Below are 20,657 nucleotides of genomic sequence, written 5' to 3'. Positions count from 1 at the left end.
TCTCGCGGCGCTGGCCGCCGCGCACGGGCTGCGGGCGCTGCTCGGCCTCGCCGCCGACGTGGTGCTGCTGGAGTCCCGCGACCACCTCGGGGGCGTGCTGCGCACCGTGGAGGTGGGCGGCCGGCCGCTCGACGTCGGCGCCGAGGCGTTCCTGGCGCGGCGCCCCGAGGTCCTCGACCTCGTGGCCGAGCTGGGCCTGGCCGACCGCCTCGTGCACCCGTCGAGGGCGGTGGCCGCCGTCGTCGCCGGTGCCCGGCTGCACCCGCTGCCGCGGCGGACCGTGATGGGCGTGCCCGCGGCCACCGCCGCGGTGGCCGAGCTGCTCAGCCCCGCCGGCCGGGCGCGCGCCGCCGCGCCGGGCCGCGTCACCTGGTCGCCGGGGTCCGACACCACCGTGGCCCGGCTCGTCGGCGGCGCCCTGGGCGAGGAGGTCGTCGCGCGCTCGGTCGACCCCCTGCTCGGCGGGGTCTACTCCGGCTCCGCGGCGTCGCTGGGGGTGCGGGCCGCGGTGCCGGCGCTCGCCGCGGCGCTGGACCGGGCCGGGGCCGCGACCGGGCGCGACGAGCTGGACCTGCTCGCCGCCGCCACCGACGCACTGCCGGGCTCCCCGGTGCCGGGCCCGGTGTTCGGGGCGGTCGCCGGCGGGTACCGGGTGCTGCTCGACGCCCTGCGCACCGCGGCCGCGGCCGAGGTGCGGCTGCGGACCACGGTCACCGACCTGGCCCGCACCGCGTCCGGCTGGCGGCTGAGCACCACCGACGCGGCCGGGACCACTGCGCCCCTCGAGGTCGACGCCGTCGTCCTGGCCGTCCCCGCCCCCGCGCTGCGCCGGCTGCTGGCCGGGCCGGTGCCCGCGGCCGCGGCGGAGGCGGCCGGGGTCGAGCTCGGCTCCAGCGTCGTCGTGGCCCTGGCCTACCGCGCGGCCGACGTCGACGACGTGCTGCCGGCCACCTCCGGGGCCCTGGTGGCGACGGGGGAGACCCTGCACGCCAAGGCCTTCACGCACTCCAGCCGCAAGTGGCCGCACCTGGCCGACGGGTCGACGGTGCTGCTGCGCGCCTCGCTGGGCCGCTTCGGCGACACCGCCGCGCTGGCGCGCGACGACGCCGAGCTGGTCCGGCTGGTGCGCGAGGACCTGGCCGGGCTGCACGGCCTGCGGGCGGCCCCGGTCGACGCCGTGGTCGCGCGGTGGGGCGGCGGGCTGCCGCAGTACGCCCCCGGCCACCTCGAGCGGGTGGGCCGGCTGCTGGCGGCGGTGGCAGCCCAGCCGGGGCTGGCCGTGGCCGGGTCGCTGCTGCACGGGGTGGGGGTGCCCGCGGTGGTGGGCTCCGCCCGGGCCGCCGCCGAGCGGGTGGCCGGCCCCGTCCCGGCACGGCCGACGGGGTGAGCAGCGCCTCCCCGCGGGCCCGGTCGGACGGGTGCCCCGGTGGCAGGATGGGGGCATGCGCCACGACTACGCCGCCCTGAACTCGATGGTCCGGTACACGATGTTCTCGGTGTTCCGCGTCCGGCCGGGCGCGCTCGGCGAGGACCGCACCGCTGCCGCCGCGGAGGCGCAGGCCTACCTCGAGTCGCTGGAGAACAAGGGCGTCGTCGTCCGCGGGGTGTACGACGTGGCCGGGCTGCGGGCCGACGCGGACTACCTCGTGTGGACCCACGCCGAGGACGTCGAGCCGCTGCAGGCCGCGTACTCCGGGTTGCGCCGCGACACCGCCCTGGGGCGGGCCAGCGAGCCGGTGTGGAGCCAGGTGGGCCTGCACCGCCCCGCGGAGTTCAACAAGAGCCACGTGCCCGCGTTCGTCGCCGGGGAGGAGCCGGGCGCCTACCTGTGCCTGTACCCGTTCGTCCGGTCGATCGACTGGTACCTGCTGCCCGACTCCGAGCGCCGCCAGATGCTGGCCGACCACGGCAAGGCCGCCCGCGGGTACGCCGACGTCCGGGCCAACACCGTGCCCGCCTTCGCGCTGGGCGACTACGAGTGGCTGCTGGCCTTCGAGGCCCCCGAGCTGCACCGCATCGTCGACCTCATGCGCGACCTGCGGGCCACCGAGGCGCGCCGCCACGTCCGCGAGGAGGTGCCGTTCTACACCGGGCCCCGCGTGGCCGTCGGCGACCTGCTCACCCGCCTGCCCTGAGCCCACCCGTCCCTAGCCGACCCGTCCCCGCGGACGCGAGCGCCCCCGACCGGACCGGTCGGGGGCGCTGGTGCGTCGCGGTCAGGAGCCGGTCGGCTCCAGGCGCATCGAGATGGAGCAGCCGCGATAGCGCTGGTCACGGCGTCGTCCTGCCGCTGCGCCGTGTCGCCTGATTGACCGACACGCCGTCTCGCTTTGGTCACTCCAGGTGCGCACCTTTACCTTTTGGGTGATGATCCCCCTTCGGCTCAAGGGGGAGCGGAGGACGGGGTGCAGCGTGGGGGGCAGGGTCCGGGCAAGTACGAGGTCGTCGCGGTGGGAGTCGTCACCCACCTCGACGAGCACCTGCGCTGGATGCGCCGGGCCGGCCGGGTGGAGACCACCGTGGCCGCCCGGGCGGCGTGCCTGCTGCGGCTGAGCGAGCACCTGGGCCACGACCCAGCCACGGCCACCGAGGCCGAGCTCGAGGCGTGGCAGGACACGCTGCCGCGGCACCGCATCCGGAACAGCACGGCGATGATCCGGCCCTACTTCCGGTGGCTGCACCAGAAGGGCTACCGACCCGACGACCCGGCCGCGCTGCTGGTGACCCCGCGGGCGAAGCCGGGCATCCCGCGGCCGATCACCATGGCCGACCTGACGCGGGCCCTGGAGACCGCGCCGCCGCGGGTGCTGCCGTGGCTGCTGCTGGCGGCGTGGTCCGGCCTGCGTGCGAAGGAGGTGGCCGCGCTGCGGGCGGAGGACTTCGTGCACCACGACGGCCGCACGTTCATCCGGCTGACGGTGACGAAGGGCGGCCGGCCCCGCACCTCGGTGGTGCCCGGGTGGGTGTGGGCGGTGCTCGCCCCGATGCTGCCCGCGTCGGGGCCGTGCTGGCGCCGCGAGCGCGGCACGGGCCCGGTCACCGCGCAGCACGTCTCCCAGCTCGCGAACAACCACCTGCGCGCGCAGCGGATCCCCAGCACCTTCCACGCGCTGCGGCACTGGGCCGGGACGGAGGCGCTGGAGGCGTCGGGCAACCTGCGCCTGGTGCAGGAGCTGCTGGGCCACCAGGACCCGACGAGCACGCAGGTCTACACCGCGGTGCGCCCGATCCGGCTGCACGACCTGGCGGAGTCGCTGCCCCGCCCGCCGGGGTCGCGGCGCCTCACCGTGGTGCGCGAGTCAGCCTGATCTTGCCGTTCCCCTGACAGGCCCCCACCCCGCGCGCCACAATCCGCCCACCAGCGACGAAGGGAATGACGATGACGCAGCAGCCGGGCCAGGGGTGGGGCGGACCACAGGGGGCGGGCGGGTACGGACCGCCGCCGCAGCAGCCGCCGAAGAAGCCGAAGCGCTGGCCCTGGATCGCCGGGGGTGTGGTGCTGCTGCTGATCGTGGTGGGCGCGATGGGTGGACGCGGCGGCGACTCGACCTCGACCGCGGCGCCGGCCACGAGCACCACGACCGCCGCAGCTGCGCCGACCACCACCACGGCCGCACCCACCACGACGACCAGCGTGCTGCCCTCGGTCACCGTGCCGCCGGCGGCGCCGGCCACCTCGGCCGAGCCGGTGCGGGCGTCGATGCCCGACGTGGTGTGCATGAACCTGCAGGCCGCGCAGGACCTGATCCAGACGCTCGGCATCTTCGTCTCGCTCAGCGAGGACGGGACCGGCGCCGGGCGGCAGCAGGTGCTGGACAGGAACTGGGTCGTGACGGCTCAGCGCCCCGCGCCCGGTGAGCTGTTCGGCGAGGGCGAGGCCGTGCTCACCGCGGTGAAGATTGGCGAGCCGAGCCCGTGCTGACCCGACCGGGCCAACGTCTATCCCGGGGTTGATACCTGTCTACCCCGGGCTGCACACTTGGGTCATGACGATCACACAGACCACCCGCCCCGACGCCTACGCCATCGCGTGCCGCGACCTCGACGACGCAGCGCAGGCCGCGGCTGAGGCCGGCTACACGGCCGAGAGCGTCGACGCGCTCACCGCCGCCGAGGACCTGGTCATCGCCCTGCAGGCAGCGCAGGCCGCCGCCTGATGGCCGACACCGACGAGCTGCTCGCCGCGGTGCTCACCGCCACCCGCGACCTCGAGGCCGCGCAGCAGCAGGCCACGCGCACCGTGGCCGTGCACGCCGACGACCGTGCCGCTGCCGTCCGGGCCGCCCTGGTCGGCGGGGTATCGATCCCCGACCTCATGGCCGCCACCGGCCTGTCCCGCTCCCGCATCTACCAGATCAAGGACCGCACCTGATGGCCAAGGACGAGGACCCCACCGTTGAGTACGACCGCTCGACCGGGCGGATGAAGGTCAACAAGCCGGGCTGGTACGAGGTCAACTTCGCCACCCCTGACCGGCCGCCCATGTTCGGCTCCGGGCCGATCCCGCCCGGGCTGTGGTCCTTCGAGATCGCCGACGAGCCGGTCGCTTTGCCTGCGTGCCCGCACTGCGGCAAGCGGCTGGACGAGCCGATCGAGCCGTGACCCGCCTGCGCACCGCCGCCCTCGTCGTCGCCGCCGTGCTCGGCGCCCTCATCACCCTCGGTGCGGTGATGAACGTAGCCGCCGGCCAGCCGCACGCGGGCAACGCCGTGCTGGTCGGCCTGGCGCTGGTGACCCTGGGTCCGGGGCTGCGGGTGGCGCGCAACCGCCGGCGGCTGGCCGAGCACCGCGCGCTCGCGGCCCGGGCGGACGCGGCGTACCGCGGGGCCTGAACGCACGGAAGCCCCCGCCGCAGCCGGGTGGCTGGGCGGGGGCCGTGTCGTGCAGGTTGGATCAGGTGGAGGGGGCGGACGCGAGCCGCTTGCCGGTGAGCCAGGCGGTGACGACCCGCTGCCAGAGCTGCGATCCGGTGGTGGCGGGGGCCCCGTCGGCGGCCTCGGCGGTGTCGGCGGTGGTGGTGGGGTGGATGCCGTCGGACTTGACGAGCCCGGCCCCCAGGTCGGTGCGGGCCCGGAACGCTTCGATGACGGGGAGGTAGGCGACGCCCCGCTTGGCGGCCCACCCGCGGATCGCGAGGCAGCGCAGCAGGTGGGCGTTGATGTTGGACCCCGGGGCCTTCTCCGGGTTCTGCGACCCGACGACCACGCCCGCGGTCGGCCAGGTCGCGGCGACCAGGGCGAGGAAGGCGTCGAGCTTGGCCAGGTACTGGGTGGGGGTCTGGGCGCCGTAGTTGTGCACCGAGGAGATCATCACCAGGTCGGGGGTGGCGGGGCACTGCGCGGCGAGCCGGGTCGACTGGTAGTCGAGGGTGGTGCCGGACACCGAGCCGTTGTACATGGTGACGCTGAGCGCGGGCCCGCTGGTGCCGGTGACGGTGACGGTGAGGGGTCCGAGGGTCAGACCGCCGGCGTTCGGGCTGGCGCTGACCCCGTCGGCGGTGGCGGCGGACAGGGCGTCGGCGTCGGCCTGCGGCATGGTCATGGTGAGCACGCTGTTGCCCGCGTTGCCCAGGGAGAACGTCACCGTGGTGCCCGCCACGGCGATGCTCGGGGCCCACGCCTGCGACCCGCTGTTGGCGGGGATGGGGTTGGCCGCGCCGGTGACACTGGTGGAGGTGCCGGCGATGGTGCGGGTGATGCCCCAGGTGACGGCGCCGGTGGTCGCCACGTTGAGGTAGCCGTAGATGGTGTTCGAGTTGTCGAGGTTCTTCACGTAGAGCCGGTTGATCGCGGTGGCCGGCTGGGCGGCGGTGGAGATGGTGCCCGCCCCGAAGGCCACGGTGCGGTCCCCGGGCACCCCGCTGTCGAGGGTCACCTTGCCCAGGGTGGTGTCGGAGGTGCGGGTGATGACCCCGCCGCCCACCGTCCAGTCCCCGGCGGCGTTGGCGTCGCCACCCCACACCGCGCCGCCCGAGGACGTGGACCCCTTGAGGTCCCCGCTGCGGTTGAAGTTGTCCGACGCCTTGACCCCCGACGATGCCCCGCCGGTCCCGGCCTGCACGGTCGTCGCCGCGGACAGGGCCTGAGCGGTGTCGTCCCACACCGAGTAGACGACCTGCGCGTCCGGGCTGGCCGCGGCCAGCTTGCCAAGAGCCAGGCGCGGCCACTCGATGCTCTCGTTGCCGGTGGAGTCCCCGGCCACGTAGATGACGGCGGTACCCGTCTTCCCGTCCAGCTTCGCGGCCAGCGCCTCCCCCTGGTCGAACCGGGTGCCGGGGGCGTAGGGCAGCGACTTCCAGGCGGTGGCGCCGTCCCCGAACTTGATCCGACCGGTGTCGGTCTCGCGGCCGATCTCCCCCGCGGCGAGCACCGGGTTGCTGGTGGCGGCCTGCGCGGCGGTGCCGCGGCGGGTCTGGATGGTGGTGCTCACAGGGGACCTCCGTCGAGGGTGGCGGGCGGGGTGGTGTCGAAGTCGCCGCCGTCGACGACGCCGACGGACGAGCCACCGCCACCGGCGGCGGGGAACGGCTGACCGTTGAGGGTGGGGGTGCCGGTGAAGGCGGGGGAGTCCAGCGGTGCCTTCGTGTCCAGGCCTGCGGACTCCAGTGCGGCGGCCACCTGCTCGGCGCTGAACAGCTTCACGGTGGCGACGTCGACCACCTCGGCGGCCAGCTCCTTCAGCCGCACCGACCCCGACGCCGGCAGCTCCACCCGCTTGCCGAACGACGGCCCGTCGTCGATGTAGACGTAGACCTCGACCAGGCCCGGCTCGAGCCCGTCGATCGCGAAGGCGCCCTGGCGGAACTGGCGGGTGATCGGCGCCGGCACGATGCGTGCCCCACCCGCGGCGGACTCCCGCTCGGCGGAGGCCTGCAGCACCACCTTGCCGGAGAGGCCGGCCCCGCCCACGTCCCACCAGGTCTCGGTCAGCGTCGTCACGTCAGGCCCCCTGGTACTCGACGGTGATGCGGGTGCCGTGCGCGCGGGCGACGACGTCGACCTGGCCACCCTGGTTCTGCCAGGCCATCAGCTCGATGTAGTCGCCCGCGCTGAGCGGGATCAGCCGCCACGAGGCCACGTTCGTGATGTTGTAGAAGTCGCCGGCCGCGCCGGTGTTGGCCGCCGCGACGTGACCCCCGGCGTAGTTCAGCGCCGATGCCGACGACCCGTTGACCCGCAGCCCGATCCCGCGGCTGTTGTTGACCGCCTGCTCCCACCCCAGGGTCGCGTTGATCGCGTACTTGCCGGTGCGGGTGATGTAGATGCGCGAGGGGTTCGACGTCGACGACCAGCTGAAGCCGGGGTAGCCGGCCTCGGACTGCCACGGGATGGCGACTGCGGTGTCGGTCGGGACGGTGCCGGAGCTCGTGCCCAGCGCGTTCGCGACCGGGGTGCCGGTCATGTCGGAGGTGCGCTCCCACGCGTTGGCGATCGGGTCCTGCGCGAACCACTTCGTGCCGTTGTGCCGCAGCGACGAGCCCGCCACCGGGGTGATCGAGCCGTCGTAGTCCGGGGCTGCGGCGATCGCAGCGGCCGGACCACCCGGGCCGGTGAGGTCGTTGCTGTCCACCCACGCCGTGCCCGACCAGGCCCACAGCACCCCGCCGACCCAGTACGCCTTGCCGCGGTCGGCCGCGGTGTCGGTGAGCACCGGCAGCTGAGTGCTGCTCGCCTTCTTGCCCAGGATGGTGGCGGCCGGCCCCGCCGGGCCACGGTCGCCCGGGTCGCCCTGGGTGGTGGGGAAGCCGAAGCCGCCCTTGCCATCGACGATCTCGGCGACCCACACGTCCTGGCCGTCGGCACCGCGCACGGGCAGCGTGTGGAAGCGGACCTGCGCCAGGATCTCCTGGTAGGTCACGGGGGTGCTCACGTGTCAGTCCTCCTGGCGCGCGCGGGAGTCGGTCAGGTCGGTGTCGGGCAGGATCCCGGTGGCCTTGCCCGACTGCACCCGGATGAGGGTCTGCAGCATCCGCACGAACGCGAGGAGCACCGACCCGTAGAGGACGAGCCGGATTTCCTCCCGGAGCGGGTAGTTCACCCCCAGGAACACCGACGCCGCGGCCTGCACCAGCACGGCGTCCAGGGCGACGGACAGGTACAGCAGGGACCGCCCGGCGAGCAGGGTGCGCCACCTCGAGCGGGTCACGTACAGCACCACGAAGATCGTCAGCGGAACCACGCTGAGCAGCAGCAGCGCGTTCCCGACGTCGAGTGCGAGCTGGCTCGGCAGGAAGCCGAGGTTGTCGTCGGGCGCGGGGGGTCCGTGGCGCACGTCAGTTCTCCGTCTCTCGGTCCTTGAGCCGCATGCTCGCGGTCAACATCTCGCCGAAGTGGTTCCGGTCGTGGAGCTCGTTCAGCTCGCTGGACACCTGGGTCACGACGGACCAGCGGGCGTGGGTCTGCTGCGCTGCGCTCTCAGCCTGAGCGCGCGCCTCCCGGACGGCGGCCGGGTCCTCGGTGACGGCGGGCGGAGCCGGGGGCAGCGGCGTGGGTCGGCCCGCCGCGAACGGCCACCTCACGACGGGCCCTGCTCGCCGATGAGCGCCGACGTCGCTGCGGCGTCGGCGGCGTCGATCGTGGCCTGCTCCCCGGCCGGCCGCGGCAGCGACTGCAGCACGTGCGCCGAGGTGCGCCCCAACGCGACCATCGCGTCGAGCTGCTGCGCCAGGGTGCGGATGGTGACCTGCTGGCCCATGGCCACGTCCCTCCACTCGGTGGCCCGCGCGTCCGCCGTGGCGACCCGGGCGTTGCAGTCCTCGCGGACCTGGTTGACCGTGCTGGACGGGACGAGTTGCCCGGTGACGAACGCCCTGAGCAGCAGCAGCAGGATCACGGCGAGCAGCCCACCGAGGGTGAGGTTGGCCGCCCCGAACTCGGCGATCACTCTGGCCTGGCGTGGCGGCCCGCCGAGTCGACGAGCGACGCGGACCCGGCCGACCCGGCACCCGCCGAGGCGACCGAGGTCAGCAGGGACAGCAGCGTGGCCAGGCCGGCCACGGACAGGGAGTCGAGCCACGACGCGTCGAGCAGGCCCGTGGCCACCGCGAGGGTGGCGAGCAGGGACTGCGCGAACGTCTTGACCGCGCGCTCGGCGGCGTCGGTCCAGAACACCCGGGTGCGCATCAGGCGCCGGCCTTCTTGGTGAGCGCGTCGAGCTTGGCCTCGACCCGCGCGAGCGTGGCGGCATTCTTCTGGCCGATCTGCCGGGCCTCGTAGGCGCGGGCGTCCGCGTTGATCGCGTAGCCGAGCACGGTGTCGGTGGGCCGCTGCGTGGGCTCGTTCTCGCCCAGCAGCTTGTAGTCGACCCGGTTCGCGAGGCGCTGCGTGGCCTCGGTGAGCAGCACGGCCACCGCGTCGACGAGCGAGCGCCAGCCGAGCTGCTTCCACCCGCGGCGCTTCCCGCCGTCTGCCTCGGCCTTGGGGGCGCCCGCGTCGTCCTGGGGGTAGCCGAGCAGCTGGTCGATGATGGTCTCTCCGTTGGTGGCCATGCCGTCGTCCTCCTGGACGCTCGAGGTGGAGACGCCGCGCAGCAGCGCGGACGCCCGGTCGATGAGCACGTCCCAGGGGAAGGACGTGCCGGGGTCGGTGTGGGTGGTCTCCCGCCAGGCCGCGGCCACGTCGATGTGGCCGACGACGCCGGAGGTGCCCGCGGCGCTGTTCAGCTCGGCCACGGTGCGGTGCACCAGCGGGATGCCGTAGGTCCTGGACCAGTCGGCGACGAGCTGCGCGGCCGCGGCCATCTGCGCGGGCCGGGCGAGCCACTGCTCGCGCGACCACGCGGCGCGGCCGGTGAAGCACAGGTGCAGGCCGGCGCTGTTCGCGATGGGGCCGGCGGCCCACGCGGCCGCGGTGTCGGGCACCCCGCGGCAGACGTTGCCGTCCTTGTCGACGATCAGGTGGTATGACGCCTGCACGCTGCTGCCCTGCAGGTAGCGGCCGAGGTTGTCGGCGACGCTGTCGCCCTCCTCGTCGTGGATGACGATGAGGTCCGGCCGGGTGGTTCCGCGGCTGGACTGGTTCGGGGTGGGGCGGTCGGTGAAGGTCACGAGCGGGGTCCCATCGGTCCGAGGAGCTGGTCGAGGATCAGGTCGCCGTAGCCGTCGAGGTCGTCGCCGGTGTCGGTGGGCGCCGCGGCCCACTGGCCGAAGTCGTCGCGCAGGGCCACGTTCACGTCGACGCCGATGCCGCCGACCCGGTCCTTGTCGATGCGCACCTGGTGCAGGTGCGCAGCCGGGTGGTGGCCGTTGATGGACGGGTCGCCGGACCAGTTGTGCTGCATGAACCAGGTGCAGACCTGGTCCTCCAGGGCCCACTCGATGCAGCGCGCGTTCATGTACCCGCCGGTGTCGGGCAGGCCGGCGACGCTGGCCCAGCCCGCCAGGAACGGCGAGGCCATCCGGTTCCACTCGTCCAGGGTCGGGTTGTCGTCGATGGGCGCGAAGATCGGCCGGTGGGCGGGCAGCCCGGCCCCGCCGCCGATGGTCAGGCCGCGTTCGGCGTGCCGGCAGCCGCCGTCGTACCCGGCGTGCCAGTCGGGCGGGTCCTGGTTGCCCGTCTTGCCGTACTGGTAGATCGCGACGACGTCGAGGCCCCGGGCGTGGCAGGCGTCGGCGTAGTCCCGGGTGAGGGGCTTCGCCGCCATCCACTGCGCGTCGCGGCGCCGGTCGGAGACGTAGCAGGCAACCCCACGGTGGCCGGCGGCGAGCACCGCGGCCGGGTCGGGGAAGCCGGCGGAGAAGTCGACGAGGGTGCCGTACTCGGTCACGTGGGCCTCCGGGATCAGTTGCTGACGTTGAGGTTCGACACGACCTGGCCGACCTCCTTGAGCCGGCGGATCAGCTTGGCGATCTGGTTCTCGTCGACCCGGTCGCTGCCGATGTCGTGGCTCAGCCGTGCGCCCTTCGGGCCCCACTCGAGCGTCGTGGCGTCGACGGTCTCGGTGAACCGCTGCCCCCACATCACCGCGGCGACGGTGTCGCCCTCGACGAAGTCCTTGCCGTAGGTGCGGTCGGCCAGGCCGGAGACCACGCCGAACGTGGCGCGCCGCTTCGCCTTCACGTCCTGGTATGCCTGGGCGAGGGCCTGCACCGCGTCGGTGGTCCACGCCGTGGCGCCGCCCGGGGCCAGGATCTCGGACTTGAGGAAGTCGCCGTGCGCGGCGACGGCTTCCTCGTCGGTGAAGCGGTTGAAGCTGCCGATGAGGTTCTTGAGGACGCCGAAGGTGACGGTGCCCAGGTCGCCCAGGTCGATCGGGGTGTCGAAGAGGTCGTTGAGCGCCTTCGCGCTCTTGCCCCCGGTGACGACGGTGCCGGCCCGCTGCGACGCGCGGACCACCTGCGGGTCGATCAGCTCGCCGCGGTCGTGGCGCCACTCGACGACGTCGGACACGTCGCGGCCGATCCGGGTGTCGACCACGATCGTCGGGTCGGTCAGCGTCACCCCGCGGGGCTGGGGCATGCCCGGGGTCCACATCGTCACGTCGACGACGACGCCGGTGTCGGCCAGGGCCTGCTTCCACAGCTCGGCCAGCGGGGTCATGCGGGAGGCGATGACGACGAGCGGGCTGTGGTCCTGCAGCACCCCCGGCGGGCGCAGCATCACCAGCGGCACGGCGCGGCGGAACGGGGTCTCGGCGAAGTTCGCGTCGACGAAGTGGGCGACGGCGTTGCGCGCGGGCAGCGCCACGACGTCGTACGGCGGGATCTGCACCCCGAAGGGCAGGTCGATGTCGAACCACTCGAGCGCCGCGTTGGGCCACCCGAGCCGGGTGCGCAGGTGGGAGTAGTCGTCCTCGAAGGACACCTGCAGTCGGGGTGCGGACTCGGAGCCGCTCTGGGTGCTGTCGGTGACCTGGGCCCAGTAGTCGAACCCTCCGGACTGGATGCGCAGCGGGACGACGTCGCCGTCGTGCTCGAGCAGCCGGCGCGCGGCCGGGGTGTCGAGCGTGGTCGTCAGCTGCCCGGTGCCGGTGTCGTTCTTCCGCCGGACCGCCTTGCCGTCGAGGACCCGGGTGAGCGTGCCGACCTCGTTGTAGTCGTGGTCGAACACGGTCACGACCGGCTTGGGCTGGGGGGCCCGCCCCCGGGGGGTGGGGGCGCTCACGCGGACGGCTCGTAGAAGCGGGGCCGCCAGCGCGCGGTGACCGACCCGCCGCCGCCGGCCGCGTCGCGCCGCACCACGAGGGTCGAGTCCGAGCGCCCGGGCAGCCGCGGCCGCGGTGCGTCGCGCTGAATCCGGGAGCGCAGGCTCGCCCCGGTGCCGTCGAGCATCGTGTGGTCGGCGGTGTCCCACGTCGCGGTCTGGCCGACGGCCAGCTGCGGCAGGCGGGCGAGCTGGTCGCCCACCCCGACCGACACGGCGCACGGGCCGACCAGGTCCCACGACAGGTCGGCCTCGAGCGGGCCGGAGTTGCGCACCACGACGCTGCTGGTGGCCCCGACCGCGGTGGGCACCGGCACGGGCACGGCGACCTGGAAGCCCTCGTAGAACGGGGACGCCGCGCTGTGCACGATGCGGTACTGCTGCTGGCCGCGGTCCTGGGGCTCGCGCTCACCGAGCGGCTTGCGGCCGGCCGCGAGGTGGCACCACAGCCAGCGCCAGCCGCCGGACGAGGACACCACCAGGTACCGCACGGGCAGCTTCGGGTTGCCGATCGAGTTGGCCACGTCGCGGTCGAGGATCTGCCAGTCCCGGCCGACCCGGCGCTCACGGACGTGGTTCGGGTCGCCGACCACCAGGGTGTGCTCGACGTCGAACGCGGAGAACGCGATGCCGTCCCACGTCGAGCCGGACCCGTCGGCCAGGTCCTCGCCGAGCACGGAGAAGTCCGGCATGCGCAGGCCGGGTGCGCCGTCCTTCAGCCACAGCCCCTCGGTGCCGTTGAGCAGGTCCCAGACCTGCCCGTCGTGGCCCTCGAGCCACACGCCGTAGACCCCGGCGTCCACGCGGCTCACCCGAGCCCCGCAGCGCGCAGGCCGTCGTCGATCGCGTCCGAGGTGCGGCGGGCGTTCTCGTGCGGGTCGTAGTGGTACGTCGGCCCGTTGAACTGCTGGCCGATCGCGGTGACCGCGCCGGCGCCGACGAGCTCCCGGTCGGACGGCTGCGGCGACGGGGCCGCGGTGAGGGCCGCGACCCGCTCGAGGGTGGGCAGCGCCCGGTCGAGGATGGGCAGGCCCCGCTCGTAGCCCACGGTCTGCTGCGGGGAAAGGACCCGCTCGGGCTGGATGACCTGCTTCATCATCAGGCCCTTGCCGAAGGCCACGCCGCCCTGGTCGTAGCCGCCCTTGCCGATGCCCCAGTGCGCGAGCACGTCGGCCTCGGTGTTGCCGTAGCGGCCCGAGAAGTAGCGCAGCGCCCCGTTCATGTTGGCCCACGGGTCGCGGCGGTCGTCAGGCAGCGACGGGTCGCGGTTCGCGGCCCACGTCGTGGGGATGATCTGCAGCAGCCCGACACCCGCGGAGTCGCCCGTCCCGTTGACGTCGACGATCTGCTGGGCGATGCCGGGGTTGCCGCCGGACTCGTCGTGGATCTGGCCGAGCATGGCGTTGACGACGGCGTCCGTGGTGGGGAAGCCGTTGCGCGCCAGCGCGGCGATGGCCATGGGGCGCCACCGCTCGACGTCGTCGCCCGGGCCCATGCCGGGCCCGCTCGCGTCCTTCTCGTCGGCCTTGCCCAGGAGCCAGCCGCGGACGCTGTCCTTCATCTTCGTGAAGGCGTCCCGGGGCAGCCGGCCGATCGGGGAGTCGCCGAAGGTCGGGATGGCGTTGCCGATCGGGTCGATGATCCCGTCGAACGCCGAGGCCACCAGGGAGCGCAGCGCGGCCTTGACCGAGCGGCCGACCGAGCCGATCTCGTGGAAGAGCCCGGAGAAGTTCGAGCTCTGGTCGTTGGCCCAGTGCACGTGGTTGCCGTGCTCGGCCATCGTCGAGGCGCCGTAGGTGCCGAAGCCGTCGCCCACGTCCTGGCCGTTCTTGATGTTGCTGCCGCCCAGGTTGATCAGCTCCGTGCTGTTCGGGTACGACGCGGCGATCGCGTTCGACAGGGCGTTGAGCTGCGCCGGCGGGTCGCCGTTGAAGGACAGGTCGATGGCCTGGCCGGTGCCGTGGTAGGGCCCGCCAGGGCGGTAGTCCGACGTCTTCACGACGCCGGGCGCCATCTGCTGGGCGATGTCCCACATCGCCGGCCAGGTGACCTCTCCGCCGCCGGCGAAGGCCGGGATCACCTGCACCAGCACGGGCCCGCCGGTGGCGTACTGGGGCGAGAGCTGGCCCTCGCCGCGGCGCCACGCGGCGCGCTGCGCCTCGACGGCCGCGTGGCCGCCGGCGCCGCGCACCTCCTGGTCGGTGACGACGTGCTCGTTGTTCGACAGCCGCGCGAGGATGCTGTCCGACGTTCCGCTGCCCGGGCCGAAGACCGGACCACCGACCGCCCAGCCCTCGATGCGATCCAGCTCGGGCACGCCGAGCCAGCCGGCCACCTTGTTCCACGCGGCGCGGATGCCGTCGTTGTAGACGGTGTTCACGACGAAGGCGACGGGGTCGTGCGTGATCGCGACGAGCTTCCCCCACTGCTCGCGGATCCAGTCGATCGCGCTCTGGAAGGCGCGACCGACGGCGTCGACCGCGCCCATCAGCCCGTTGAAGATGCCCTGCACGTCGGCCACCCGGGCGGAGATCCAGTCAGCGATGAACTGGAAGACCTGCTGCACGATGCTGCCGGCCTGCTGGATGGCCGGGATCAGGGCCGTGATCATGAGCGAGATCCACGGCGTGATCATGTTGATCACGTTGGTGATGAGCGGGACCAGGGCCACGAGCACCTGCATCAGCGGCGGGATCATGTCCGCGGCCAGCTGAGCGATCACCGGCAGCAGCGGCAGGAACGCCGCGAGCAGCTGCAGCACCGCGCCGATCAGGGGCGGCAGCAGCGGCGCCAGGGCGTTGATCGCGGTGATCACAGCACCCGCGATGATCATGCCGACCTGGCCGATGATGGGGGCGAGCTGCTGGAAGACCGTTACCAGCGGCGGCAGCAGCGGCATCAGCGCCGCCGCGAGCGCGGCCACGATCTGCGACACCGCGGGCAGCAGCGCGATGATCGCGGTGGCGAGGCCCTGGGCGAGCACGGCCGCGACCTGGGCGACGAGGGGGACCAGCGGCAGCAGAGCCTGGATCAGGCCGAGCCCGGCCTCGACGAGCGGGCCGATGGCCGGGGCCAGCGCCACCACGGCCTGCGCGAGCGCGCCACCGAGCTCGGCGGCCACCTGGGTGAGCAGCGGCATCAGCGAGACCAGCACCGGCGCGAGCGCCTGCACCGCGATCAGCAGCACGTCGGCGAGCACCTGGCCGACGACCGAGATCACCGGGGCGAGTGACTGGATGACCGGGGTGAGCTGGGCGAAGACGAGGCCGAGGGTCGACAGGATCGCCGACGCGGCCGGCGCCAGGGAGGTCGCGAGCTGGGTCAGGACGGGCACGACCTGGCCGAGGAAGATGCCGGCGAACTGGCCGATCAGCGGCACGATCGCGCGGACCGCCTCGCCGATGCCAGCGAAGGCCGAGCTCAGCGCGGACTGTCCGTCGGCCGACTTGAAGAAGGCGGCGACCTCGCCGGTCACCGCGGCGATGGTGTTGAGGAACCCGCCGCCGACCTCCTGCCCGGCGGAGAAGACCGAGCCGATGATCGACCCGACGTTGCCCAGGATCTGACCGAGGGTGCGGAGCATGTCGATGCCCTGCTGGATGATCTCGTTCAGCCGGCCGGACTCGCGGGCCTTGGCGACCATGTCGGCGAAGCCCTGGGCCGCACCGCCCGCGCCGGCGGTCAGGCCGGGCAGGAAGTCCGACCCGACGGCCGCGATGTCGATGAACGCGCCCACGAGCGGGGCCAGGACGTTCTGCAGGTTGGCGAACGCGCCGACGCTGCCGTCGGTGATCGTCGTGATGTCGGCGATGCGCCCGCTGGTGGTGAGCAGGTCGAGCACGGAGTAGACGGCGTTGCCCGCCTCCCGCGCCACGCCGGCGAACCCGTTGCCCAGGATCGGCAGGTAGATGCTGCCGACCTCGCCGAGCTTCGGCCCCATCGAGTCGAACAGCTCGTCCTGCACCGAGGCCTTGAGCGCCTGGATCTGAGGGTCCAGGGCGCGGATCGCGCCGATGGCCTCCTGCGCGTTGGGGCTGAGCTTGCCCACGGCCTCGGCGTACTTCTCCGGGTCGGACCAGTTTGCGAAGACGTCGCTGACCCCGGACAGCCCGATCTTGAGCCCGCCGAGGGCGAGCGCCCCGGCGGCCCCCGCGGCGGGCAGCAGCAGCAGCGCGCCCGCCGCCTCGGACGCGGCGGCCACCACGGCGACCAGGCCGCCGACCGCGGCCTGCGCACCGAGCGCGCCGAAGGCGGCCCCGGACAGGGTGCCCAGCATCTTCAGCCCGGCGGCGACCTTGTCCTGGTGCAGGTCGATCTGCACGTCGATGGTGCGGTCCCGGGTGAGCGCCTTGAGCGCCAGCGACGCCGTCGAGGTGTCGGCATCGACGTCCACGCCGGCGTGCTTCGCGGCGAGCCGGCGCAGCCAGGTGTCGACCTTCGCGTCGGCCTGGGTGGTGTCGACCTGCAGCGAGCCCTGCTCGGCGGTGCTGACGCGCTGCTCGGCGGTGCGGACGCTGCGGCGCTTCGACCGCACGTCGTTCTCGGCCTGGGCCCGGGCCCGGTCGGCGGCGGCCACCTTCAGCGACGCGGCCGCGCTGTCGCGCTTGGCCTTCGCGACCCGCTCCTCGGCGGCGGCCATCCGGGCGGCGTCGACGTTCGCCCGCGAGCGCAGCTGGGCCAGGGCGGCCTCGGCCACGGTCACCCTGCCCGCGGCGTCGGCCTCTCTGCGGCGCGCATCGGACACGCGGTCCGACGCCTTGATCGACGCGGCTCGGCTGCGGTTCAGCTTGTCCTCGGCCTGCTGCAGCTGGCGCTTCGCCTTGTCGACCTCGGCCTGGTCGACGACCAGCTTCATCCGCTGCTGGATCGGCGGGTTGCCCTGCGTCTTCGCCTTCACCTGGGCGTAGAAGCCGGCCATCGCCGGCAGGACGTTGAGGAAGACGGACCCGGAGCTGGCGCCGGCCACGGTCTACCTCCTTCGTCTCAGGTGGGGTCGAGCAGCACCGCGCCCCGCACGGCCTCGACGCTGGGGAGGCGCGGGCCGGACGGGGGGCGGTAGCGGTCGCCGAGGAGCTGGCCGGCGAGGGTGTCGTGCTGGGCCAGCTGCTCGGCGGTGCGGACGGTGTCGGCCGCGGTACGGGGCCGCAGGCCGGGCTTGGGCGGGGTGCCACCCTTGCCCTTGAACTTGGGGCTGGCGCCCCACACGGCGTGCTCGACGCCGCGGAGCACGTCGACCACCTGCTGCAGCAGCGACACCTCGGCGGTCCAGCCCTCCAGCGCCGGTGCCTTCGACGGCGGCGGCAGCCGCTTCTCCCGGCGGGCCAGGGCGATCTCGGTGGCCAGGTCGACGTCGAGCGCGCGGGCTGCGGCGTAGTGGCTGCCCGGGGGCAGCCGGTCGGCCAGGCGCAGCAGCTTCGCCCACGGGTGGCGGGCGGGGTCCCGCACCCAGTCGTGTAGGTCGAGCCCGCGCTCGGCGAGGTCGAACTCGAGGCCGGGGCCGTAGCGGTTCAGGTCGTCCACCACCGCGGTGATCCCGGCGGGTGGGCGGTGCAGCACGGCGAAGTGGCGGGCGACCTCGTCGGCCAGGTCGGTCATCGCCGCGGCGGGCATCTCGTCGAGCAGGTCGAGCAGGTCGTCGTAGGCGTCGCCGGTGAGCAGGTCGAGCACGGCCTGCGGGGAGTCGTCGTCGTCGAGGCCGCAGACGTCGTCGCTGGCCGGCACCTCGACGACGACCCGGTGCTCGCCCAGCTCCACGACGAACGGCCCCGCCGCCTCCTCGAGCAGCAGCTCGAAGAAGGGGACGGGGCCGTCGTCGGGATCGGTCAGCCGCGACCCTTCGCGCGGCGGCGCTCGGCCCGGTTGCCCTCGGAGTTCATGAAGCGCTCGAGGTGGAAGTGGGTGCCGATCGCCTCGAGGATCTCGCTGGGCGCCTCGGGCGGCAGCGGGTCCAGGTAGGGCTTGATCACCGCGTAGTCGCTGCCGAGCAGCAGCGACAGGGCCCGCTCGATGTCGGTGCCCGTGCGGGCGATAGCCATCATCACGCCCGAGTCGGGCTGGTAGACGGTGACCTCCGGGGACTCCTCACCGGCCGGGCCGATGGTGAAGACCAGCGGCTCGATCTCGGTGGCGCGCTGGGTGCCGAAGCGGCGGACGTCGCCCATCAGGCGCCGGCCCCCGTGCCGCCGGTGGACGCGGACGAACCGCCGGTCGACTTCTTCGACTGGTCCTTCACGCGGTAGCCGCCGCCGACCAGGAGCTCGTTCTCCTCGTGGGCGGAGGTGGGCTCGTACTCGACGCCCTTCGGCGACACCAGCGTGCGGGGCTTGAACTTCTCGGCCATGGCCGGGCTCCTACTCTCCCGCGCTCGCGCGCGGATCGGTCTCACGGGTCAGGGGTGGGGGACGATCAGGCCGAGAGGGCGGGGAAGCCGGCCTCCTCGAGCAGGGCCTTCCAGCCCGGGCCGCCGAAGAAGTGGCGCACCGAGACCTTGGCCGTGGTGTCGACCCGGCTGTTCACGGTGTAGCCCCAGTTCAGGTAGCCGTCCGAGCCGCCGAGGGACTGGTCCTGCGGGTCGGAGGTCTGGCCGCAGTAGATGAGCCGGGCGACGTAGATGGTGTCCGCGCCGATGCCGTCCTGGCCGATGCACAGGTAGCGCTGCTGGCGCAGGCGCGCCGACGCGGGCTGGTCGAACGCGATCTCCCCGGTCTGCGCGGTCGGGGTGACCCCGCCGAGGTCGACGTTGAGGTAGTTCTCGATGTTGACCTTGTTCGTCTCCATCCCCTTGAACGTCAGGTTGAAGACGTCGCTGGTGATGTCGCTGCGCACCGGGTCGCGGTAGCCGACGGCGTTGAGGTCGCTGGTCTCCATCGCCCGGGCCCAGGCGACGGCGTCGTCCTTGTCGAGCAGGCCGGCGTCGTAGAAGCCGGTCGGCAGCTCGGACAGCGTGGCGCCCGCGCCCTCGGTGATCTGGGTGGGCGGGGTGACGGTCATCGGGGCGGCGAAGACCGAGCAGTCGAGCGGCTTCAGCACGAGGTCGCGCTGCTGCTTGAAGACCTCGAGCTCGGCGATGCGACTGGGCATGGTGTGTTCCTCTCCGGGGGGTGGGGTCGTCGTCAGCGCGAGCCGCGGGGGCGGCGCAGGCCGAGCTGGTAGAAGGCGGCCGCTCGCCGCCGGTCGGGGTTGTCGTAGGGCAGGGCCTCGGGCGGCACGTCGGTGACGCAGGAGTCGATGACGGCGCGGCCGCCGTCGGGCAGCTCCACCACCTGGCCGGGCAGCACGAGCATCAGCTGGCGCACCTGCTCGCTGAGCCGGTGCACGGTGTCGCGGTCCGGGCCGTAGAAGTCGAGCTGCACCCGGGGGTAGTCGGTGATCCGGTCGTCCTCGCCGCCGACGCGGGCCACGACGATGCCGGTGCCCTCGGCGTGCTCGGTGTCGACGAACTGGCCGGTCTGCTCGCCGAGGTAGGTGATGAGCACCATCTCGACGTCGGGCCACGGCGGGGCCGGCGTGACGGCCATCAGCCGCGCTTCACCGCGGCGCGGGCGAAGCGCATGATGTGCGCCCCGCGCTGCTTGCGGGTTCCGAACTCGATGGGCACAGGCGCGTTCGGCCGGCGCTCGCCCGGGCGGCCGGGGAAGGCCACGATCTCGTAGCCCAACACGCCGCGGGGGGTGCGGCGCTGGCCGACCCGAACGTGCGAGGCGAAGTCGCCGCTGCGGCGGACGGCCGCACCCCGGAAGGCGCGGGCCCCGACGACGGCGCGGCGGTGCAGCTCGCGCTGCACCGCGGACGACTCCGCGATGCGCTTCTTGTCCGCCGGGGACATGTAGACGGAGTTGCGACCTCGGGGCATCGGTCAGCCCTCCCACTTCGTCAGGACACCGATGACGCGGCGCGGGCGTCCGGTGCGGTCGATGACCAGCTGCAGGTCCCCCTCGGCGTGCAGGCGCAGGCCAGCCACCAGCACCAGGTTCGCGCTGGCGGTGGGGAAGTCGGGCGGGGCGGTGAAGTTCCACCGCGACGTGGTGATCTCCCCGCCGTCGAGCTGCTCCTTCGACGACACCGGCTGCAGCGAGCACCGCCGGAACGTCCCCCCGGGCGTCTCGGTGTAGGTGCCGTGCAGGCCGCGGGTGCGGGTGACGACCTGGGCGGTGAGGCTGCCTGACATCAGCAGGGCCACGCCGGGGCCGGGGGGAACGAGCCCAGCGGTCGGCCCGCCTGGCCGTAGGTGCGTGCCGCCAGGGCGAGGATCTCGGCGCGCCGCGCCCACGACGGTCGCATGGTGTCGGCCTCGGTCGAGTCCTCGTCGAGCCCCTGCGGGTTCGAGTAGGACATCGCGGCCAGCTCGAGGCACCAGCCGGCCAGGTTGTCGGGGGTCGGGTCGGGCCACTCGCCGACCCAGCCGGTGGCCGACCTCAGCTCACCCTGCGCGTGCCTGATCACGAGCACCGCGGCCGCCGGGTCGACGGTCACGCGGAGCCAGCTGCTCAGGTCCGTGGCGGTGATGAGGTCGGCCAC

General features: G+C 73.7%; 28 protein-coding genes. 8 read left to right on the top strand and 20 right to left on the bottom strand.

Annotated elements, in window-relative coordinates:
- The 8 genes from hemG to ACYVOF_RS00865 all read left to right on the top strand — a co-directional run.
- Window positions 1-1,387 (top strand): protoporphyrinogen oxidase (gene hemG / locus ACYVOF_RS00900; RefSeq protein ID WP_460863416.1); only part of this gene is annotated, 1,387 nt, incomplete at its 5' end.
- Window positions 1,388-1,442: 55 nt separating this feature from the next.
- Window positions 1,443-2,135 (top strand): hydrogen peroxide-dependent heme synthase, encoded by a 693-nt coding sequence (hemQ, locus tag ACYVOF_RS00895; RefSeq protein WP_460863414.1) that lies wholly within the window; start codon window positions 1,443-1,445, stop codon window positions 2,133-2,135.
- A gap of 270 nt (window positions 2,136-2,405) precedes the next feature.
- The gene (locus ACYVOF_RS00890; RefSeq protein WP_460863412.1) at window positions 2,406-3,308 is read left to right on the top strand and encodes a tyrosine-type recombinase/integrase; all 903 of its coding nucleotides are present in this window, start codon (window positions 2,406-2,408) and stop codon (window positions 3,306-3,308) included.
- 71 nt (window positions 3,309-3,379) lie between these two features.
- Window positions 3,380-3,922, top strand: a complete 543-nt coding sequence (locus tag ACYVOF_RS00885) for a hypothetical protein (protein WP_460863410.1) — start codon at window positions 3,380-3,382, stop codon at window positions 3,920-3,922.
- 64 nt (window positions 3,923-3,986) lie between these two features.
- Window positions 3,987-4,157, top strand: a complete 171-nt coding sequence (locus ACYVOF_RS00880) for a hypothetical protein (protein ID WP_460863407.1) — start codon at window positions 3,987-3,989, stop codon at window positions 4,155-4,157.
- A complete protein-coding gene (locus tag ACYVOF_RS00875) occupies window positions 4,157-4,372 on the top strand; it encodes a hypothetical protein (protein ID WP_460863406.1) in 216 nt (71 codons plus the stop codon). Before ACYVOF_RS00880 ends, ACYVOF_RS00875 begins: the two co-directional genes overlap by 1 nt.
- Entirely contained in the window at window positions 4,372-4,602 is a 231-nt protein-coding gene (locus tag ACYVOF_RS00870) for a hypothetical protein (RefSeq protein WP_460863404.1), read from the top strand. The genes ACYVOF_RS00875 and ACYVOF_RS00870 overlap by 1 nt, the downstream gene beginning before the upstream one ends.
- Window positions 4,599-4,832, top strand: coding sequence for a hypothetical protein (locus ACYVOF_RS00865; RefSeq protein ID WP_460863403.1), 234 nt, complete (start codon window positions 4,599-4,601; stop codon window positions 4,830-4,832). Before ACYVOF_RS00870 ends, ACYVOF_RS00865 begins: the two co-directional genes overlap by 4 nt.
- 61 nt (window positions 4,833-4,893) lie before the next feature.
- On the opposite strand, the gene ACYVOF_RS00860 is transcribed toward ACYVOF_RS00865, so the two are convergent.
- From ACYVOF_RS00860 to ACYVOF_RS00765, 20 genes are all read right to left on the bottom strand, one after another.
- Entirely contained in the window at window positions 4,894-6,429 is a 1,536-nt protein-coding gene (locus ACYVOF_RS00860; protein ID WP_460863400.1) for a hyaluronate lyase N-terminal domain-containing protein, read from the bottom strand.
- Window positions 6,426-6,938 carry a hypothetical protein gene (locus tag ACYVOF_RS00855; protein WP_460863399.1) on the bottom strand — a complete coding sequence of 171 codons (513 nt, stop codon included), beginning with the start codon at window positions 6,936-6,938 and terminating at the stop codon, window positions 6,426-6,428. Before ACYVOF_RS00855 ends, ACYVOF_RS00860 begins: the two co-directional genes overlap by 4 nt.
- Window position 6,939: 1 nt before the next feature.
- Window positions 6,940-7,869: a hypothetical protein gene (locus ACYVOF_RS00850; RefSeq protein WP_460863397.1), complete on the bottom strand. Its 930-nt coding sequence runs from the start codon at window positions 7,867-7,869 to the stop codon at window positions 6,940-6,942.
- 3 nt (window positions 7,870-7,872) lie between these two features.
- Window positions 7,873-8,271, bottom strand: a complete 399-nt coding sequence (locus ACYVOF_RS00845) for a putative phage holin (protein WP_460863396.1) — start codon at window positions 8,269-8,271, stop codon at window positions 7,873-7,875.
- A 1-nt stretch (window position 8,272) separates the two neighbouring features.
- Window positions 8,273-8,518, bottom strand: coding sequence for a DUF7620 family protein (locus ACYVOF_RS00840; RefSeq protein WP_460863394.1), 246 nt, complete (start codon window positions 8,516-8,518; stop codon window positions 8,273-8,275).
- Window positions 8,515-8,883 carry a hypothetical protein gene (locus ACYVOF_RS00835; protein ID WP_460863392.1) on the bottom strand — a complete coding sequence of 123 codons (369 nt, stop codon included), beginning with the start codon at window positions 8,881-8,883 and terminating at the stop codon, window positions 8,515-8,517. Before ACYVOF_RS00835 ends, ACYVOF_RS00840 begins: the two co-directional genes overlap by 4 nt.
- Window positions 8,880-9,122, bottom strand: coding sequence for a holin (locus tag ACYVOF_RS00830; RefSeq protein WP_460863391.1), 243 nt, complete (start codon window positions 9,120-9,122; stop codon window positions 8,880-8,882). The genes ACYVOF_RS00835 and ACYVOF_RS00830 overlap by 4 nt, the downstream gene beginning before the upstream one ends.
- Window positions 9,122-10,045, bottom strand: coding sequence for an N-acetylmuramoyl-L-alanine amidase (locus ACYVOF_RS00825; RefSeq protein WP_460863389.1), 924 nt, complete (start codon window positions 10,043-10,045; stop codon window positions 9,122-9,124). Before ACYVOF_RS00825 ends, ACYVOF_RS00830 begins: the two co-directional genes overlap by 1 nt.
- Window positions 10,042-10,764, bottom strand: coding sequence for a DUF1906 domain-containing protein (locus ACYVOF_RS00820; RefSeq protein WP_460863387.1), 723 nt, complete (start codon window positions 10,762-10,764; stop codon window positions 10,042-10,044). The genes ACYVOF_RS00825 and ACYVOF_RS00820 overlap by 4 nt, the downstream gene beginning before the upstream one ends.
- A 14-nt stretch (window positions 10,765-10,778) precedes the next feature.
- Window positions 10,779-12,101 carry a Gp37-like protein gene (locus ACYVOF_RS00815; RefSeq protein WP_460863385.1) on the bottom strand — a complete coding sequence of 441 codons (1,323 nt, stop codon included), beginning with the start codon at window positions 12,099-12,101 and terminating at the stop codon, window positions 10,779-10,781.
- Window positions 12,098-12,952, bottom strand: coding sequence for a hypothetical protein (locus tag ACYVOF_RS00810; protein WP_460863384.1), 855 nt, complete (start codon window positions 12,950-12,952; stop codon window positions 12,098-12,100). The genes ACYVOF_RS00815 and ACYVOF_RS00810 overlap by 4 nt, the downstream gene beginning before the upstream one ends.
- Window positions 12,949-17,106 carry a transglycosylase SLT domain-containing protein gene (locus ACYVOF_RS00805; protein WP_460863382.1) on the bottom strand — a complete coding sequence of 1,386 codons (4,158 nt, stop codon included), beginning with the start codon at window positions 17,104-17,106 and terminating at the stop codon, window positions 12,949-12,951. The genes ACYVOF_RS00810 and ACYVOF_RS00805 overlap by 4 nt, the downstream gene beginning before the upstream one ends.
- Before the next feature lie 17 nt (window positions 17,107-17,123).
- Window positions 17,124-17,894: a hypothetical protein gene (locus ACYVOF_RS00800; RefSeq protein ID WP_460863380.1), complete on the bottom strand. Its 771-nt coding sequence runs from the start codon at window positions 17,892-17,894 to the stop codon at window positions 17,124-17,126.
- A gap of 68 nt (window positions 17,895-17,962) precedes the next feature.
- Window positions 17,963-18,301, bottom strand: a complete 339-nt coding sequence (locus tag ACYVOF_RS00795) for a hypothetical protein (protein ID WP_460863378.1) — start codon at window positions 18,299-18,301, stop codon at window positions 17,963-17,965.
- Window positions 18,301-18,480 (bottom strand): hypothetical protein, encoded by a 180-nt coding sequence (locus ACYVOF_RS00790; RefSeq protein WP_460863376.1) that lies wholly within the window; start codon window positions 18,478-18,480, stop codon window positions 18,301-18,303. Before ACYVOF_RS00790 ends, ACYVOF_RS00795 begins: the two co-directional genes overlap by 1 nt.
- Window positions 18,481-18,545: 65 nt before the next feature.
- Complete coding sequence (locus ACYVOF_RS00785; protein ID WP_460863375.1) at window positions 18,546-19,220, bottom strand: hypothetical protein; 675 nt, start codon at window positions 19,218-19,220, stop codon at window positions 18,546-18,548.
- A gap of 32 nt (window positions 19,221-19,252) precedes the next feature.
- On the bottom strand, window positions 19,253-19,657 hold the full coding sequence (locus ACYVOF_RS00780; protein ID WP_460863374.1) for a phage tail termination protein: 405 nt from the start codon (window positions 19,655-19,657) through the stop codon (window positions 19,253-19,255).
- Window positions 19,657-19,992, bottom strand: a complete 336-nt coding sequence (locus ACYVOF_RS00775) for a hypothetical protein (RefSeq protein WP_460863372.1) — start codon at window positions 19,990-19,992, stop codon at window positions 19,657-19,659. The genes ACYVOF_RS00780 and ACYVOF_RS00775 overlap by 1 nt, the downstream gene beginning before the upstream one ends.
- Window positions 19,993-19,995: 3 nt before the next feature.
- A complete protein-coding gene (locus ACYVOF_RS00770) occupies window positions 19,996-20,319 on the bottom strand; it encodes a hypothetical protein (RefSeq protein ID WP_460863371.1) in 324 nt (107 codons plus the stop codon).
- Window positions 20,307-20,657, bottom strand: a complete 351-nt coding sequence (locus tag ACYVOF_RS00765) for a hypothetical protein (protein WP_460863370.1) — start codon at window positions 20,655-20,657, stop codon at window positions 20,307-20,309. Before ACYVOF_RS00765 ends, ACYVOF_RS00770 begins: the two co-directional genes overlap by 13 nt.

This window comes from Rhodococcus aerolatus (assembly GCF_054783215.1).
This window is presented reverse-complemented; position numbering and strand designations above follow the sequence as displayed.